13 protein-coding genes are annotated in these 18,356 nt (G+C 61.9%); 8 read left to right on the forward strand and 5 right to left on the reverse strand.

Going from position 1 to position 18,356, the window contains the following annotated elements:
- Positions 1-88: 88 nt before the first annotated feature.
- From fliD to MMB74_RS21830, 3 genes are all read left to right on the forward strand, one after another.
- On the forward strand, positions 89-1,492 hold the full coding sequence (gene fliD / locus MMB74_RS21820) for a flagellar filament capping protein FliD (protein WP_277430744.1): 1,404 nt from the start codon (positions 89-91) through the stop codon (positions 1,490-1,492).
- Between the two features lie 34 nt (positions 1,493-1,526).
- Positions 1,527-1,826 carry a flagellar protein FliT gene (locus tag MMB74_RS21825; RefSeq protein ID WP_277430745.1) on the forward strand — a complete coding sequence of 100 codons (300 nt, stop codon included), beginning with the start codon at positions 1,527-1,529 and terminating at the stop codon, positions 1,824-1,826.
- A gap of 274 nt (positions 1,827-2,100) precedes the next feature.
- Complete coding sequence (locus MMB74_RS21830; RefSeq protein ID WP_277430746.1) at positions 2,101-2,970, forward strand: hypothetical protein; 870 nt, start codon at positions 2,101-2,103, stop codon at positions 2,968-2,970.
- 142 nt (positions 2,971-3,112) lie between these two features.
- Here the strand turns inward: MMB74_RS21830 and MMB74_RS21835 are convergent, their stop codons facing one another.
- From MMB74_RS21835 to MMB74_RS21850, 4 genes are read right to left on the reverse strand one after another with little or no spacing between them, the layout of a single operon-like run.
- A complete protein-coding gene (locus tag MMB74_RS21835) occupies positions 3,113-5,089 on the reverse strand; it encodes a tetratricopeptide repeat protein (RefSeq protein ID WP_277430747.1) in 1,977 nt (658 codons plus the stop codon).
- The gene (locus MMB74_RS21840) at positions 5,086-7,368 is read right to left on the reverse strand and encodes a tetratricopeptide repeat protein (RefSeq protein ID WP_277430748.1); all 2,283 of its coding nucleotides are present in this window, start codon (positions 7,366-7,368) and stop codon (positions 5,086-5,088) included. Before MMB74_RS21840 ends, MMB74_RS21835 begins: the two co-directional genes overlap by 4 nt.
- 11 nt (positions 7,369-7,379) lie before the next feature.
- A complete protein-coding gene (locus tag MMB74_RS21845) occupies positions 7,380-9,464 on the reverse strand; it encodes a tetratricopeptide repeat protein (RefSeq protein ID WP_277430749.1) in 2,085 nt (694 codons plus the stop codon).
- A 46-nt stretch (positions 9,465-9,510) separates the two neighbouring features.
- Positions 9,511-12,009 (reverse strand): methyltransferase domain-containing protein, encoded by a 2,499-nt coding sequence (locus tag MMB74_RS21850; protein ID WP_277430750.1) that lies wholly within the window; start codon positions 12,007-12,009, stop codon positions 9,511-9,513.
- 410 nt (positions 12,010-12,419) lie between these two features.
- Here MMB74_RS21850 and MMB74_RS21855 point away from each other — a divergent pair, with 410 nt between their 5' ends.
- The 5 genes from MMB74_RS21855 to MMB74_RS21875 all read left to right on the forward strand — a co-directional run bounded on the left by MMB74_RS21855 (position 12,420) and on the right by MMB74_RS21875 (position 17,251).
- A complete protein-coding gene (locus tag MMB74_RS21855; protein WP_277430751.1) occupies positions 12,420-13,424 on the forward strand; it encodes a glycosyltransferase in 1,005 nt (334 codons plus the stop codon).
- A 15-nt stretch (positions 13,425-13,439) separates the two neighbouring features.
- Positions 13,440-14,132 carry a class I SAM-dependent methyltransferase gene (locus MMB74_RS21860; RefSeq protein ID WP_277430752.1) on the forward strand — a complete coding sequence of 231 codons (693 nt, stop codon included), beginning with the start codon at positions 13,440-13,442 and terminating at the stop codon, positions 14,130-14,132.
- A gap of 80 nt (positions 14,133-14,212) precedes the next feature.
- Positions 14,213-15,358, forward strand: coding sequence for an aminotransferase class I/II-fold pyridoxal phosphate-dependent enzyme (locus MMB74_RS21865; RefSeq protein ID WP_277430753.1), 1,146 nt, complete (start codon positions 14,213-14,215; stop codon positions 15,356-15,358).
- Positions 15,355-16,536: a DegT/DnrJ/EryC1/StrS family aminotransferase gene (locus tag MMB74_RS21870; RefSeq protein WP_277430754.1), complete on the forward strand. Its 1,182-nt coding sequence runs from the start codon at positions 15,355-15,357 to the stop codon at positions 16,534-16,536. Before MMB74_RS21865 ends, MMB74_RS21870 begins: the two co-directional genes overlap by 4 nt.
- 1 nt (position 16,537) lies before the next feature.
- Positions 16,538-17,251, forward strand: coding sequence for a WbqC family protein (locus MMB74_RS21875; RefSeq protein WP_277430755.1), 714 nt, complete (start codon positions 16,538-16,540; stop codon positions 17,249-17,251).
- A 92-nt stretch (positions 17,252-17,343) separates the two neighbouring features.
- Here MMB74_RS21875 and MMB74_RS21880 read toward each other — a convergent pair whose 3' ends face one another.
- The gene (locus MMB74_RS21880; protein ID WP_277430756.1) at positions 17,344-18,324 is read right to left on the reverse strand and encodes a hypothetical protein; all 981 of its coding nucleotides are present in this window, start codon (positions 18,322-18,324) and stop codon (positions 17,344-17,346) included.
- Positions 18,325-18,356 lie beyond the last annotated feature (32 nt).

Consider the following 18,356-nt stretch of genomic DNA (forward strand, 5'->3'; position numbering starts at 1 on the left):
GCTTGCGCGTTCAAACAGGAAGCCGCATGTTTCACCGGCGGCATCGCATGAAACTGCACGAATTTCGCGGGAACGCACGGAGTCAGGCATGAGCACGACAACCTCGCTGCTGCAACAAGCGGCGCAATCGATCTTGAGCGGCGCGACCAAGTCGACGCTCGACGTGAACTCGCTCGTCTCCGCACTCGTTACCGCCAAAACCGCAGCGCAGGCCACAACGCTGGCCAATCAGCAATCGAGCGACAACACGACGCTCTCGGCGATCGGCCAAATGAAGTCGGCGCTCACGGCGCTGCAAAATTCGCTGACCAAGAGCGGCCTTTCCGACGGCAGCATCTTCACCCAGCTCGGCGCGACGATGAGCGGCACGGGCATCACGGCGACGACTTCGACCGGCGTCGCGGCCGGCTCTTACTCGGTCAGCGTTCAGAAGATCGCCACCGCCAACCAGATTTCCTCGGGCGCCTACGCAAGCGGCGCCACGCTCGGCACGGGCACTGTGACGATCGGCGTCGGCTCCGGTTCGATGACGGTCAATCTGGATTCGACCAACAACACGCTGGCCGGTCTAGCGTCGGCGATCAACGCATCGACGAGCAACCCCGGCGTGACCGCTTCGGTGGTGACGGCCACCGACGGTCAGCATCTCGTGCTGACCTCGACGCAAACCGGCGCCGCGAACACCGTGACGGTGGCCGCGGGCGCCGGCGTCGACGCGGGCCTGAACACGGCCAGCTTCGCGCAAGTGACGGCCGGGCAAGACGCGCAGCTCACGATCAGCGGCAACGCGGTCACGAGCGCGAGCAACAACGTGACCGGTGCGTTGAGCGGCGTCACGCTGAGCCTGACCTCGGCTTCCGTTGGCACCACGCAAACGCTGACCGTCGCGACGGACACCTCGGCCATTACCTCCGCCGTGCAAAGCTTCGCGAATGCGTACAACGGCTGGATTTCGACGCAAAAGTCGTTGTCCTCGTACGATGCGTCGTCCTCGACCGCGGGGCCGCTGCTTGGCGACGCGATGTTGAACTCGGCCGTCAACGGCATTGCCTCGATCATGGCAAGCGGCGTGACGGTGGGCAGCACGACCTACAGCATGGCCCAGATCGGCTTGAACTTGAACAACGACGGGACGATCACTTTCAGCTCTTCGACGCTGCAATCGACGCTCGCCTCGTCGCCGACGATGGTGCAAAACGTGTTCAACGGCACGAATGGCATCGGCGAACAGCTCAATACGTTCATCAGCTCGTACACCGAGTCGTCGGTCGGCCAGATCGATCAGCGTTCGGCGTCGATCAATTCCGATCTGACGAGCCTCACGCAGCAGCAATCGTCGCTGGCCGCGTACCAGCAATCGCTGACCGATCAATACAACGCGCAATTCACGGCGTTGAACAATCTGATGACTCAGATGCAGAGCAATACGACGTATCTGAACCAATTGTTCGGCGGCAACGGCAGCGCCGGCACACTGAACAAGACGCCGTAAGCGTTGCGCGCCCAATAGGAACGAGAGGTAAGACATGGTTTCCGAATCGCTCACGCGCGCTTACGAATTGACGCGCACCCTCGCCGTCGCCGTGGAATCGGGCGACTGGCAGTTGGCGTCGGATCTCGTCGAAGAGCGTTCGCCGCTGATCATGGCCCTCGGGCGCGATCAAGACGAAGCGTCGCTCGCGACGATCCGGGCCATTCAAGAAATCGACGCGGCCATCATGAGCCGCGCACACACCGCGCATGCCGCGATATCGAGTGAATTTTCCGACGCCAAGCAAAGAATCGCTGCCGCGGGCTTCTATCAATCCACGGGGCAGTTGCGTTGAGACCAGGCGGCCGCGCGCAATACGCGCCAACGCCGCCATTCGAATAACGAAAAACAACCCGCATGTGTCAGATGCGGCGCTGTACGCTGAAGCCGCGGCAACGCGGCTTTTTTATTGACACGGCGGATGGTGCAAATTGCGCCGGAATCGGCGCGTTGTTCGGACAATAGCGAGTGAGCGAAGCCTGGCACACTTGCCTCTGGCCGCCATCATCCCCCGCGAATACGAACACGCGTACCGTCGACGGCGCATCATTCCAACGATCGAGACTTCCATGCATCCACCGTCGAGCACTCCCACCGGCCAGCGGCGCGTCGAGATTCGCCAGATTTTCTATTCCGAGGCGACGCGGCAGCAGCTCGATCCCGGGTTCATCCCGCTCGACAATTGCAACCAGCGGCCCGATTGGCGCGAATATTGGCCGATTCGCGGTTTTCTGCAGCAGAATACGCTCGACGAAAACACGCTTTACGGATTCTTTTCGCCGAAGTTCGGGCAGAAGACGACGCTCACCTCCGCCGCCGTGCGCGAGTTTCTGGCTACCGTGCCGCGCGATATCGACGTCGTCGGCTTTTCACCGTTTTTCGATCAGGGCGCCGTTCATCTGAATACGTTCGAGCAGGCAGCCACCAATCATGCGAACAGTTGGCCCGTGTTCGAGCAGGCGGTGGCGTTCGTCGCGCCGGGCCTCGATCCGCACAACGTCGTAATGGATTCGCGCCACAGCATCTTCTGCAATTATTTCGTGGCGACCGCCGCGTTTTGGCGGCGCTGGCTGGCCGTGAACGAGGTGTTGTTCTCCGTTGCCGAAGCCGGCACGAGCGCACTCGCTCAACTGCTCAACGCGCCGCTTCCTTATGCGAACGGCTTCGTGCCCGCCAAGGTATTCGTCCAGGAGCGCGTCGTGTCGCTCCTATTGCTCGGCGAGCGGCATTGGCGCACGAGGCACTTCGACCCGCTGCGCCTGCCGATGTCGGGATCGATCATCAGCCCTTACCCCGCCGACCTGCTCGTGCTCGACGCATTGAAGACGGCCGCGATCGAAACCGGTCACGACAATTACCTGAAGTTGTTCCAGCAAGTGCGGAACACGTTGCTCGATACGGCGCGCCGGGCGAACGGGATGCAAGCGGGACTCAGTTGAGCGCTGCGCGCGACACGCGCAGCGTGCTCGGCTTAATGTGCATTTAAATGACGGTTAAGCCGGAAAACGACCGATAACTGCCATTTAAATGACAGTTATGCCCTACCTGACTCGAGGCCGAAGCCAAGCCGGGCGCAAACGGCTACGAAGCGTCGATACACGCTCGCCACATCCGCTCGAACTCCCCCTCTAGCGTGCGCGCAAAGCGATCCGGGCTGCACAGCGACGAATTCAACACACGCTCGCGCAGCCCGCCGCGCAACGCCGCCAGCGCCGGCCGCTCGCGCGCGGAAGCGACGGCGCGAGCCACATAGGCGTCGTCGTCGGCTGCGATCCAATCGCCGAGATCGACGCTCTGGAGCACGCTTTCGCACAAGTGTCCGAGGAAGCGATCGCCATGGCGGCACAGCACCGGCACCCCCATCCACAAACTTTCGGCTGTCGTCGTCCCGCCAGGATACGGGAAGGGACTCAACGAAATGTCGACGCGGTTGTAAGCGGCCAAGTAGTCGGCCCGAGGCGACGGCCCTTCCATCACCAAACGATCGGCCGCGACGCCGTGCACGGCGAAGCGCTCGAGCGTGGTCGCGCGCTGCGTCGCGTCGGCAAGCTGCTGCGCTTTCAAAAAGAGCTTTGCATCGGGGACGGCATGCAGAATGCGGGACCATACGGCCACCACGCGATCGTTGACCTTCACGAGATCGCTGAAGCAACCGAACGTCAGGGGGCGCGCCGTATCGCCGGCCCGCGCTGCATCGATCTCGACGGCGGGCTCGGGCGGCGTGAAGCACAAATAGCCGTGCGGCAACCGCCACGGCCGCTCGACGAAATGCTCGGCCTCCTCGGGCGGCAACACCCATTGGTCGCCGAGCACGTAGTCGATCGCCGGCAATCCCGTCGAAGCGAAATAGCCGATCCAACTCACCTGCACCGGCGCAGGCTTCCAAGCGAACACGGGCAAGCGATTGCTGTCGGTATGGCCCGACATGTCGAACAAGATATGCACACAATCGTTGCGTATCGTCGCGGCCGACGCTTCGTCGGCGAGGCCGACGAGCGAACGCCATTGCGCGAAGCGCGGCTTCAGGCGCTGCGTTAGTGCGTCCTCGTAAGGGCGCGTCGAATAAGCGAACAACTGCACGCGCGCGGGATCCAAATGCGCCAGCACGCTTTCCAGGAAGAACCCGACCGGATGCGTGCGGAAATCGCCCGATACGAAGCCGATGCGCAACGCAGCGCCCGGCGTTCTATCGACGAGCCAATCCGTAAACGGCCGCGCCCGCTCCCCTGCGAAACGGCCGAACGCGAGCGCCTCGGCCAAGTAATCGCGCGGCGCCACATCCTGAGCGAAGCTCAATGTAAACAGCAGATTGCTCCAAGCCTCGGTCCACGACGGGCGCAACGCGAGCGCCTGCCGAAACGTCTCGATCGCCGCTTTGTGCTCGCCCGTCTCGCGCAGCACGATGCCCAGGTTCAAGGCGACTTGCGGCTCGCGAGGCAGCAGCGAGCGTGCTTGCACATAGCAGGCTGCCGCATCGGCCAGCTTGTTCTGCGTCTTCAACGCATTGCCGAGATTGTTGTATGCCTGGCCGAAGCCCGGCTGCAACGCGATCGCCCGGCGGCAATGATCGGCGGCCGCTTCGGCTTCGCCGAGTTCGCGCAGCACGTTACCGAGATTGCTGTGGGCTTCGGCGAAGTCGGGATTGATTGCCAGGCATTTGCGAAAACTCGCCGCGGCTGCGGCAGGCAGGCGCATGTCGAGCAAGGCCATACCGAGGTTGTTGTGCGCCCGAAAATGATTCGGATCGAGTGCGACCGCCTGCTCATGGCTTTCGACCGCGGCGGCAAGCTTGCCCCAGCTTCTGAGCGCGCAGCCGAGATTGTCGAAGTAGACGGCCTGAGGACTGATCTCGATCGCTCGGCTGATCGAATCGAGCGCATCGGCATAGCGCGCCTCTTGCATCGCGACGACGCCGAGCAGATGCCAAGCATCGGCATGCCGCGGCATGCGCTCAAGCGCAGCCTCGTAGCGCGCGCGGGCCTCGTGCAAGCGGCCGCCTCGATGGTGGACGAGACCGGCTTCGACGAGTGCGTTGGCACCCTGATCGATCGCCATCATGCTGCGATCTCCTTCAATTTCCATTGCCACATCTGTTCGATCGCCGTCATCCAATTGCCGGCGAAGCGCTGGGCGTCGGCAAGCGGCGAGCGTTCCACGCGTTGGCGCAAGCCTGCGCGAAGCGCGGCCAACGCCGGCAGATCGGTCGTCGCAGCGATGGCGCGCGCCACGTAGTCTTCCGTACCGGCCGCGATCCACTCGGGCAGGCCGACGGTCTCGAGCACCAATTCGCCGAGATGGGAGAGAAACCGGTCGCCGCGCCGCGTCAGCACCGGCACGCCCATCCACAGTCCTTCGACGCTCGTCGTGCCGCCCGGATAGGGAAACGGATCGAGCGCGAGGTCGACGCGGTGATAGGTCGAGAAATACTGCTCGCGCGAGGACGGTCCTTCCAGCAGCAGACGCGATGCATCGATACCATATGCCGCGAAGCGCGCAAGCGTGTCGCGCAAGATCGACGGTTCGCCGAGCTGATGGTTCTTCAGCAGCAAGCGCGAACTCGGTGCGCCGTGCAGGATCCGCGACCAGACCTCGAGGACCCCATCGTTGAGCTTCTTATGGTTGTTCAAGCAGCCGAACGTGAAGCCATCGTCACCGAGCGCAGGCAGCGAATTCACCGCGATCGCTTCGCTCGGCAGCGTGAAGCACAGGTAGCTGTCGGGCAAGCGCCAAATGCGTTCGGTGTACTGCGCTTCTTCGCCGGGCGGCACGACATGGGGATCGGCCAGCACGTAGTCGATTTCGGATAGGCCGGTGGTAGCGAAGTAGCCGAGCCAACTGATCTGCAACGGAGCGGGCCGCCACGCGAACATCGGCAGCCGGTTGCGCCCGGTGTGTCCCGACAGATCGACGAGCACGTCGATGCGATCGTCGACGATGCGCTGCGCGAGCGCGGCATCGTCCATTCCTGCCACATGACGCCACAGCGCGAAGCGCGGCTTGATGCGGGCCGTGAGCTCGTCGCTATGCAATGCGTTCGAGTAGGCGATTGGCTCGATGCGGCTGCGGTCCAGTTGCGCCAGCACCGATTCGAAGAAGTAACCCACCGGGTGTTTGCGCAAATCCGCCGACACGAAGCCCACGCGCAGCGCTCGGCCCGCGCGCGCTCCATCGGCCAAGCCCGGCCACTGCGTATAGGGCTTCGCGCGCGCGCGCATTCTTTCGCCGAAATAGCGGGCGTCGGCCAGATGTGTTTCGGGCGACCAATCCGGCACGTACGATTGCCCAAACAGCACGCATGTATGCGATTCGCCGAAATCGGGGTCCAGCGCGAGCGCCTCGCGATAGCAGACGAGCGCGCCGTCGGGCTCGCCGAGATCGGCGAGGATCGTGCCCAGGTTGTTGTGGAACGACGGCGCGTCCGCCCGCAGCTCGATCGCGCGGCGCGCGTAACCGAGCGCGCGCTCCGGCGCGTTCAAGCGGCGCAGCGCATTGGCGAGGTTGTGATAGCCATCGGCGAAATTCGGGTCGAGCGCGATCGCGCGCTCGTAGCAAGGCACGGCCTCCGGCACGCGCCCCGCGCCGTTCAGCGCATTGCCCAGCGTATTGCATGCCTGCGCCGATTCGGGCGTGAGCTCGGCTACACGCCGATACGCGTCGATCGCGCCGGCGATATCGCCGCGATGCATCAAGATGCCGGCGAGCTTGTCGTGAGCGGCGGCCAACTGCGGAGCGAGCTTGACGCTTTCGCGCAGGCATTCGAGCGCCGCATCGCCGTGACCCTTCGCCTGCAAGGCGACGCCGAGGTTCAAGTGGGCTTCGGCAAACGCCGGCTTCGCTGCGATCGCCTTGCCGTAAGCGGCGATGGCAGCATCGAGTTGCGCTAAGTCCTTCAACGCATTGCCGAGGTTGTTGTATGCCTCGGCATAGCCTGGCTTGAGTTCGATCGCACGAGCGCAGCTCGACATTGCCGCGGCTGCGTCGCCGGTTTCGCGCAGCGCGTTGCCGAGGTTGTTGTGCGCTTCGGCGTAGTCGGGCTTGAGCGATACGGCGCGGCGGTAGGCGTCGACGGACTCATCGAGCGATTTGGCATCGCGCAGCGCGTTGCCGAGATTGTTGTAATAGATCGGGCTCGGCGCAAGCGCGATCGATTCGCGCATCAGTGCGATGCCCGGTTCGCTCTGACCGATCTGGCACGCGAGCAGCCCCATGAAATGGAGCGCATCGGCGTGCTTCGGTTGCTTGGCTAGGATGCGCGCGTATAGCGCTTTGGCATCGGCAAGCCGCCCTGCCTGGTGATGCGCCAACGCGGCGTTGAGCCACTGGGCCGTGTCTTGCATGATCGATCCGGTTATGGAAGAGCGATGCGGGCGACGCCGTCGCGCCACATCGCTTCGAGCGCAGTTTCGAGGTTGCGCGCGTAGCGCGCTGCGTCGCACAGCGGCGAAGCAACTAGCGTCGTGCGCAAGCTCGAACGCAGCGCCGCGAGGCGCGGTGCATCGGCTGCGAAGGCGACGGCCTTGGCGACGTAATCGTCGCTGTCGGCCGCGATCCAATCGGCGAGGCCCGCCGAATGCAACATGCTCGCGCAGATGTTCGACAAGAAGCGATCGCCGCGCCGGCACAGCACGGGCACCCCCATCCATAGGCCTTCCACGCTCGTCGTGCCGCCGGGATAGGGGAAAGGACTCAGCGCGATGTCGATGCGGTTGTAGGCCGCGAAATATTCGGCGCGCGGCGAGCGCGCTTCCAACGTCAGTCGCGAGGCGTCGATGCCGCGCGCGGCGAACCGGGCAAGCGTGGTCTCGCGCGTGGGGGCATCGTCCAACTGCTTCGCTTTTAGGAACAAACGCGAATGCGGAACGGCGTGCAAGATGCGCGCCCAGACATCGACGACGCCCTCGTTCATCTTCATCAAGTGATTGAAGCAACCGAAGGTCACGTGGCCTTGGGCGGCAAGCGGCAGTGGCCCGATGGCGACTTGCTCGGCCGGCGGCGTGAAGCACAGGTAGCTGTCGGGCAAGCGCCACAGCCGTTCGGTGTAGAACGCTTGCGCATCGGACGGCAGCACGTGCGCATCGCCGAGCAAGTAGTCCATGGCCGGCAACCCCGTGCTGGCGAAATACCCGAGCCAGCTCGCTTGCACGGGCGCGGGACGCCAGGCGAACAACGGCAAGCGGTTGAAATTCATATGGCCCGACAAATCGAGCAGCACATCGATGCGATCGTCGCGGATGCGCGCGGCCGCTTGCTCGTCGTTCATCGAGGCGAGCGGCGTCCAAGCGCTGAAAAACGGCTTGATGCGCGCGGTCAGTGCATCTTCGAACCGGCGCGTCGGGTAAGCGACGAGCTCGATTCGGCTACGGTCCAGATGCGCGAGAATGCTTTCGAGGAAGTGGCCCGTTGGGTGCGTCTTCAGATCGCCCGAGACGAGGCCCACGCGCAGCGGCGCGGCTCGCGCGCCGGTTGCGGGCGCGGCGCGCGAGCCAAGCGGGACGAGCCAATCGCGCCACGGTTTCGCTTTGGCCGTGGCGATGCGGCCGAATTCGACGGCTTCGGCCAAATAGTCGGCCTGGCTCAAATCGTCGCGGTAACTCAAGATGAACAGCAGATTGCTGCGCGCTTCGACGAGATCGGGCTTCAGTGCGATGGCGCGGCGGTAGGCCTTGATGGCCGCGTCCAAATCGCCAAGATCGACAAGGGCGTTGGCGAGGTTGTTGTGGGCTTCGGCGTAGTCGGGTTTCAGTTCGATGACCGTGCGAAAGCACTGGACGGCATCGGCGAAGAGGCTCTGCTCTCGCAGCAGATTGCCGAGGTTGTTGTGCGCTTGGATGTAACCCGGTTTGAGCTCGATCGCTTGCCGGAAGCATTCGATCGCCGCGGCGCGCTTACCCTGCGCCGCGAACGCATTGCCGAGGTTGCCGTAGAAGATCTCGCTCGTGTGATGCGCCAGTGCGGCCATGATGAGATCGACGGCCGCGGCGTAGTCGCCTCCGTGATAGGCGACGAGGCCGAGGAGATGGAGGGCGTCTGCATGCCCGGGGTTATGGCGCAGGATCTGGCGATAGACTGCCTCGGCCTCGGCGTACCGCCCAGCTTGCTGAAGCACCAGGCCGGTCTCGATCGCCGGAGGGGCAGCGAGCTCAGGCGCAGCGCCAGACGTCGCCACTGGCGGCTGCGCTTTGTCCGACGAGACGACCGAAATAGGATCGCGGGAGGCCGCAGCCGTCGTGGCCTCGAAGCGCCGCGCGCGCGCGAGAACGGGCGCGCCGACTTCGGCCGTGCGTTTCAGAGAAACGACGCCGAATTCGCCCGGTGCCTCGCGAGCGGCAGCAACCGGCGGAGCAATGAAGCGCACGCAGTCATGGTAAGCAGCGGAAACGGTGCTCGGCGTCGGTGTAGGCGCTGCCGTCTGCGCCTGCACGCCATCGTTCATTTGCTCGTCCAAACGCGAAGACAGTCTGTCCGGCATCGGCCCAGTCTCACTCGCCATACTTGCGCAGATAACGTTCGTAGGCGGCACGCCACACAGGCGTGTTGAACGCACCCGCGCTCTCGTGAACGACGCTGATTGGCCATGTGCCCATTTTCAGGCCTTTGAGTTCGGCCTGGCGGCAAAAATCCATGTCGTAGAAATGGAAGTCAAACTGCTCGTCGAAGCGCGCTCCGCTTTCGATCAAGCGCGCGCTATCCGCCACCAACATCAGACCGTCTAGCAACTTGCATTCGACGCCCACAGGTCCAAAGTACGAAACACCGTCGCTGGCGACACCTTTTCCGTGGCCGACGGACCCGCTCAAATATTCGGGTGTATCCCAGGCGAATTGCGGTGTCGCGAACGCCCAAGCAGGCTGTTGCGGCGAGCGGCGCCGATTGCCGGCCAGCCCGATGACGTCGAACTGTTGTAGTGCTTCGTGAATACGATCGGTCCAGAAGAAATCGTTGATCGACACGTCGTCATGCACGAAGACCAAGATTGCCGGACTGCTCGCGGCCTGCTCGATCGCCGCGTTATAGAGCGCCGGCAGGCCGGTGGTGTTGTTATCGAACAGCAGCAGCTCAGGCGGCCGTGCGTGCCGTTGCACGGCAAGCGAGCGACCGAGTGCGGTTTCGCGCATGAAGCTGTCTTGCGATTGACGCGTCGCGCAAACGAGGCGTATCGGCTTGGCCGATACGGTGGCGGGCGCGGCGTGAATAGCCGGCGCCTGCGCCGCCCCACTATCGCCTGCTCCTAGCCGACCTGTAGAACCGTTGACAACGCTCGCCCGAGCAAGCCCGTTACCGGGCGCCGCCGCGCTCTCCTTGGTGAACAAAAAGAAAGGCTCCCGCGCATTGCAACCCCAGGTGTTCTCGTCGAGATCGCCCAGCACCGCTTCGTGCGGTAAAAGGTCACCGGCGAAACCGGCCGCACGGAAGCATTCGGCGATATTCGCGCCGAAGAATCGGACGTGATCGGCTTGACCGAAATAGCGCGTGGCAAATTGCGCGGACGGCGCCTTGGTCAATTCGAAGGTGTACTTCAGCACAGGAGAATACGGCGTTTGCGCGATCAAATGCCCGCCTGGCTTCAGACACCGATGCAGCTGCGCGAGGGCAGCGTCGGGGCGGCCGACGTGCTCGAGCACGTGATTGCAGATGATCAGGTCGAAATGGCCATCGGGGAAATCTAGCGCTTCGACATCGATTCTGCGATGTCCCGCCGTACGCGGAAACAAGTCGCCGACGACATACTCGAGCGGCCCCAAGCGGCGGATTCGCGGTTCGATGCCGGCTTCGGGCGCCACGTGCAAAATGCGCATCTCGCTCGCACGCTCGAGCAGCCCGGAGAATGCAACGTAGAGCCACAGATGGCGCTCTCGGTCATTGCAGCCGCATTTCGGGCACAAATGACGCTCGAGCGTGGAGCCTATGGGTTCGATATGTTCGAGGAACGAGCGATCTACGCCATGCGGGTGCGGCAGCCAGGCGTCCACGTGTTGCTCGCACACCGAGCAAATGCACCCTCGCGGCTGCGCTTGCAGTCCCTGCGACCCGGCACTTTTAGCGACACGGGCCGCAATGCTGGAGCGAGCGTACGCAAGGTCAGACTGGAAGCGCTCGGCATCGAACAGGCCATGGTGCGGGTTGGCCGTGAGGTCGCCGAGACTAGAGAGAAGGCGAGCAATTTCGGGCAAGGCTGAAGCATGCGCCCCATACAACTGTTGCAAACGGTCGGCGGCATCTGTCAACGCCCTCCCTGTGAGGCGACCGGATGCAGCCTCCCCTCTCACGAACAGTTCCCACTCGAAGAACCCCGCGCTATAGTCCGGCGGGGCGTCGTCCGAAGGTCCTGTCGGCTTGAGGCGCGACATGCTCCAATACCCGCCCACAGCTACCAGCGGCGCGCGCTCGGCCAAATTCAGATATGTTGCGACGTCGTCGAGCACATCAACCGCCGTGCGGCGATAAGCTGAGAGATCGGTTTCGGCGACGCGTTCGCGGTCGAGTAAAACGTTGCTGAACTCTCCCACAAAGTTGTTCAACTGCCCGATCATGTCTCTAACTAGCAATGCGCGATCGACGAGGCCCATCTCCCCGACCTTCAACAATGCCGGCGGCGCCGCGACGACCGAATCTGTCTCATCGATGAATACGCGTCCGTGGAAAGCCAGCGCCGACTGCGGCTGTGCTCGTAGCGCGTCGACGAGCACTTCGACGGACGTGGGCATGAGAATGTCGCTATCGGCCAACCACTTGACGTATTTGCCCCCGGCGAGTCGCCAAAGCGCCTGGCGGTTCAGGCGCCGGTCCTGAAAGCCGTGATGGAAATATCGAACACGCTCATCGCCGATCCCACTGACGATTGACCGCAAGGCGCCGTCAGGCGTGTCATCGCCCACCAGAATTTCAATGTCGTTGAAGGTCTGACGCTGCGCGCTCAATAGCGCACGGCCTAGATATTCGGCCCGGCGCGCCGGAATCAGAATGCTGACGGTAGCCATGAAACGGGTTCTTCCTTGATTGGCCTGCGGTGAACGGCCGCCTCGCGGCCAGCCTCATATGCTCTCGAGCCGTTCGGGTCGCGCGTGCAGCGCGCCCGACCCGACTGTGCGATCTCAGCAGCTTAGCGACGCGGCGCGTAATTCAATCCAAGGAACAGCGCGTCGTTTCGGGGTCATTTTGGTCAATGCCGGCCGAAAGCGGAGAATAGCGGCGAAATCCCGGTCTGTTTAAAAGATTGAACTTTCGTCGCCCCCGTTAAAGTGCCATCTATCGCAAAAGCCCGCCTGGCGCTTTGCCCTATGGTCGGGTCGCCCTAACGCGAAGCCGCTGGGCTCACTGAATGACATACCGGGGCACCCCAAGGGGCGGCTGGCGCTCGACAACCGTACGATCGTGAAGGATTCGCAACATGGCTCTGGTCAGCATTTTGATTCCTGCCTATAAGGCCCGCTACCTACGCGAGGCAATCGTTAGCGCGCTTGGCCAGACGCTGCGGGACATCGAAATCCTCGTGGGCGACGACACGGTCAACGCCGATCTCGCCTCGCTTGTCGAAAGCTTCAACGATCCGCGTATCAAGTACTTCCACCATGGTTTCCAAAAGGGTACTTTGAACTTCCAGGCGCTGTGGCGCCGTGCAAGCGGGAAATATGTGAAGTGGCTTTGTGACGACGACATCCTAATGCCCGCGTCGGCCGAGGTTCTGTCCTCTGCGCTAAACGTCAATCCTTCGTCGCTTCTCGCGTTCCATGATCGGGTCATCATCGACGGCAATAGCCAAGTCGTCGCTCAACCGACCCCACTGCTCCAGCTAGGACAAACCGCACTCGTCGATCGCTCCTTTTTAGTCCAACGCATGGTAGCGGGGTTACACAATTTTATCGGGGAGCCGAGCAACGTCATGCTGGATCGCGAGCGCGTGGACGTCGAACGCATCGTCGATTATCGCGGTATGCAACTCGACTTTCTCGGTAGCGACGTCGCAATGTTCCTCAACATCGCCGAACTCGCACCGATTGTCGCCGTCGGCGGCTATCTCAGCGCGTTTCGCAGGCACGATGCACAAGCCTCCAAGGTCTTGAGTTCGAATTTCAGCGCAGGACTCTACGAATGGGAATTGATGATCCGGGCGGAAGCCGCGGAAGGAAATCTTCCCGCTCTTCTGCTCGGCGAAGCGAAACAGCGCTTGCACGCGCTATACGCCGGCTACGCCGGTCACCTTCCCGAGATTGCACGCCTGATGGCCAACCTCGACGAACTCACTAGCTCCGAGCCGAGCGGGTTGCTCCGCTCGGAGCACTTCCAAGCCGACTTCGCCTACGCCCGCACCAGCGTCGCGCAGCGAATCGCCGAACGCAAACGGCAAGCGGCCGCATTGCTAGCCGCGTCGTCCCAGCCCGCCACTGCTCTCTGATCTATTACGCCCGCCATGGAATACTCAAAATCCGACTACAAGGAATATCCGAAGACAGTGGCCCCTGATGATTTGTGGGCCCAGGTGCGACGGACGGTCTATGGCAAGCCCGTCTCGGACGACCAGATCGCCCTCATCGTCGATTCGATGCGCGAAGGCCTCTCGCTGAACGGGAGCGAGCGTCTGCTGGAACTGGGCTGCGGTAACGGCGCGTTATCCCACTATCTGTTCGACGGCTGCATCGAGTATATGGGCGTCGACTTTTCCGACTATTTGATCTCCGTTGCACAGCGCAAATTTCAGCGCCCGGGATTTTCGTTCATCGTCGGGGATGTCTGCGGCTACGTGGAAAACGAGCCCGAGCCGGCGCGCTTCACGAAGGTACTTTGCTATGCGGTGCTCTCTTATCTAACCGACGAACAAGTCACGGCGGCACTAGCCGCTTTGGCGGACCGTTTCACGAGCGTGCGCACCGTGTTCCTTGGCAATCTTCCCGACCGCGACCGTGCTCACCTATTCTTCCCCGATGGCAAGGACTTTCGCGCCGAACTCGACGATCCCGCATCGCAAATCGGACGCTGGCGCTCGCCGGAGCAGCTTGAGGCGCTGGCCGCGAGAAGTGGTTGGAAAGCCCGCCCTTCTCGTATGCCAGAGACGTTCTACCAAGCCCACTATCGCTACAACGCCGTTCTCGAACGAGCGCCCTAACGCATTCACGAACGGGAGTCATCTTTTCCATGTTCAGTAAGACACAGCCAGCCGACCTCGCCGTGTTCGGCGGATCGCCCGTGTTCGACACGATTCGCTCGATCTCGAACCTCGTGCGCCCCGACATCGAGCGCTTTTTAGCGTACTCGAAAATCTTTCACGACGCCCGCCAGTACACTGATCACGGCGCCGTCGAGCGCGAACTCGAGCGACGACTGGCTCAATTCCACCATGTGAAACATTGCGTTTCCTTCGCGGGCGGTTTCTGGGGCCTCGTGATGTCCATGAAATGCCTCGCGCTACCGGGGCGCAAGGAAGTCGTCATGCCCTCGCTCACCTATCGGCGGTTGGCTGACATCGTGGCATGGGCGGGACTCGTGCCACATTTTTGTGAAGTCGATCCGCAAACGCTGTCGATAACGGGCGAGAAAGCCGCCTCATGTGTCAACGAAAACACCGCCCTCATTCTCGGCGTACATCCAATCGTCAACTGCTGCGACGTTGAAGGTCTGGAAGAGCTCTCAGCACGAACTGGCATCCCGTTACTGTTCGATGCCGTTGAATCGGTCTATGAATCTTATCGGGGCCGCAAGATTGGCTCTTGCGGCCGCGCGGAATGTTTCTCGATGCAATCGAGCAAATTGTTCAATGCCTTTGAAGGGGGCTACGTCACGACTAACGACGACGCGCTCGCGGCTCGCCTGCGCGACATGCGTCACAACGGCTTGAGGCAAGACGGTACGCTCGACGATATCGGGATTGACGCAAAACAAAACGAAATTCACGCAGCGATGGCACTGGCTGCACTGGATGACGTAGACGACCAAGTCGAGCGCAATCGCCGCCGCTACTATGCCTACCAGCGATTGATTCCGACCGTGCCCCAGATGCGGCTAGTCGAATTCGACGAAAGCGAGCGCTGCGGATTCAAGAACATCGTCGTCGAGTTGCTCGACGGCTGGCCCGTAAAGCGGGAGCACGTGCTTGCCATCCTACACGCCGAGCATATGCTGTCGCGCCCCTACTACTACCCGGCGCTGCATCAAAAGCGCACCGACTATCCGATGGTGTGGGGCGATCTCCACGCAACCGAGGATCTTGCTCAGCGGTTCCTTATGCTCCCGTGCGGTCATTTTGTCGACGAAGCGGACGTCGAATCGGTTGTCGCGACACTTCGTTTCATTCACGCGCATGCCGCCGCCATAAACGACCGCTTCTCATCATGAATACTTCTTTCAACGATCTCGCCGTATTGGGCGCCGAACCGGCCTTGCCGCACCGGCTGCGTCTCGGTCAGCACAACTTTCCGAGTTGGGAGCGCTACGAAGCAGCGTTCCGCGATATTTTCGAGCGCCAGTACTACACGAACCATGGGCCCCTCGCACAAGCACTCGAACGGCGGCTAGCCGAACGCTTGCGCGTCGGTCACGCCATATGCGTGACCACCGCCACCATAGGCCTCGCGCTGGCTGCCCAAGCGTTGGGGGTAAAGGGCAAGGTGCTCGTGCCCGCATTGAGCCATGTGCAGACGGCACAGTCGCTCGCCTGGGCAGGCGCAGAACCCGAGTTCTGCGACGTATGCGAGGAAACCGGACATCTGACCCCCGACTCGGTCGAACCGTTTTTGCGCGACGGCGTTACCGCCATGCTCGCGGTGAACCTTTGGGGCGGTGCGGCCGATATCCCAGGACTGCAACGAGTAGCCGAGCGCACGGGCATTAAGCTCTATATCGACTCGTCTCAGGCATTTGCCTGCGAGATCGGCGGCACGCCGGTAGGCGGGTTCGGTCGGCTCGAAGTCATCTCGTTTCACTCGAGCCATATCCTCGGCGCAGCAGAAGGCGCCGTAATCTGCACTGACGACGACGACCTCGCCGCGCACGTACGGAACATCCGAAGCAACTACGGCATGGGGCGCGTCGTGCCAGTCGGCAAAACCGGAAACGGGCGGTTATCTGAAGCACAAGCAGCCATTGCCTTGATGAATCTGGACGATCTGCCAGAGTTGCTTGCCCGAAATCATCGCCAGTTCGAAGCCTATCGTTCGCATTTGGAAGGAATTCCTGGACTGCAATTGGTATCCCCTACCGGAGTCAGCGCGAGCAACCATCAGAATGTCGTCTGCCGAGTCGATGCGCAACGATTTGGCCTGTCGCGAGACGTTCTAGTCTCCGTTCTTGCTGCCGAAAACGTCGAAGCGCTCGGCGATTTCGGCATCGGCGAGCAATGGCGAAAAGCGGCTTGGTCCGGTGCGCCGCTTCCCAACGCGGAACGTTGGTGCAAATCGATGCTGCAACTGCCGATTGGCGCGCAACTCGACGAGGGTGCCGTCGAACGCATTGCGGCCCGCATCCGCCTTGCACAACGTCACGCCGCCGATGTGGTGCGCAAGCTCGGGGGTTGAGGTGAAGCTTGGCATCATGCAGCCCTACTTCTTTCCCTATCTGGGGCACTTCGCGTTGATTGCTCATACCGACGCATGGGTGGTGTTCGACATCACGCAGTACACGCCCAAGACGTGGATGAGTCGCAACCGAGTGCTGCACCCCAAGGAAGGTTGGAATTACGTGAGCGTTCCGCTCGCCAACTCATCGATCTCGATCAAGACGAGTGAAGCGCGCCTCGTCGATCCGATCAATGCACGTCAAAGCATACTTGGAAAACTTACCCATTATCGCAAAGCGCCATATTACCGGGCGGTCGAGGCGCTTGTTAAAAAGGCGATGGCAGACGACGATACGTCGCTCGTTAAGCTAAACGTTCGCGGATTGAGCAGTGTTTGCGAGTATTTGGGACTGCCGTTTGACTATCGAATCTGTTCGGAACTCCACCTTCCGCTTCCGGAGACGCTGCCGCCGGGGGGATGGGCGCCTGCTATATGCGCTGCGCTAGGCGCAAGCGCCTACGTCAACCCCATCGGCGGACGGGATCTTTTCGATCCAACGGATTTCGAGGCTGGCAATATCGGGCTCGAATTCCTATCGTTCGAACACCCGGTCTACGACACGGGAAACTATAAATTCGAATCCGGGCTATCGATTCTCGACGTCCTAATGTGGAACTCGCCGCGAGAAGTCCTAGAAATGCTACAACAGGGCAGCACACTCGTTTCGCCATAACCCGGTCAGCCGCAAAACGTTATCGCAACGAGCATCTCCTTCGTCTGCTGCTCTGGTTGCGACGCAGCCATCCCTCCGTTGCGGGGAGTGCCTTAGCGGTATGCAATCGCTGCATGTAGCGCCGCGACCACACGGTCTAATTCGTCGTCACCATAACGTTGGTCGCAAGGCAGTGCCAAGCACTCCTTCGATAAGCGGTACTCGATATCGTCGGACGTCCCGGTCGCACCGCGTGTATTTGGCCAATATCGCGCGACAAATATGCGCCGCGCGGCGAGGGCTTCGTGCAGATCGCTGCGACCATTCCAAAACGGGTAGCAAAGCGGGGCGTGAGCCGGATTGGCCGGGAGCGTCAATGCGTTTTCGGCCCCGAGCAGGCGATGATATCGCTCGTAGTTGCGCAGGCGTCGTTCGACCGCCGACGGATAGTCGATATGCGCGAGCATATGTTGCGTGATCGATGACATTCGCCTAGGAGGCTGGCCGCGCAATGTCGCGCGCGCAGCACGGATTCCCTCGTAGCCGGCTTCGGGCCCACGATCGAGCCGCACGACTAACGGCTGAAGACGCTCAACCGAACCCGTATCCTGCTCCGCGGGAGTGGGCACAGCGGAATCTGTTATCAGATATCCGCCGTCGGGTATGCCAAAGAATTTTCTCGGCGAATAGAGCGTAGCGCGGCAGTCGCGCGGCGGCGAGAATAGCGCCTGAGAATGATCGATGACAATACGCTCGCGAGGAAAGCGCGAGAGGACGTGTTCGATCTGTTGCTCACATAGGCCGAAATAATTGACGACGACGAGCCATTCGTTCTCGCCCAGTGTAATGTCGTCGGCGATGTTGAAATGTTCATCGATCCGATAATGCTGCACCGGAATGCCAGCCGTTGCCGGAGGCTCGAGCATCGTCTCGCAGTTGTACCACGGCATCCAAAGCCGCCGCGGCCTGCAGGCCATTAGTAGCGCAAGAAACGCCGCGCGCGCCGATTGAAAGCGTTGTGCGTGAGGATACAGTTCGCCATGGCCGGGGGAAAGTTCAAGCTCGAAATAGCCGCCGATCGCTTCGTGATTCATGGCAGTCCTTGGCAATCGGGAGCATCAACGAA

Source organism: Trinickia sp. Y13, from assembly GCF_029522115.1.
In the GTDB taxonomy this organism is placed as follows: Bacteria; Pseudomonadota; Gammaproteobacteria; order Burkholderiales; family Burkholderiaceae; genus Trinickia.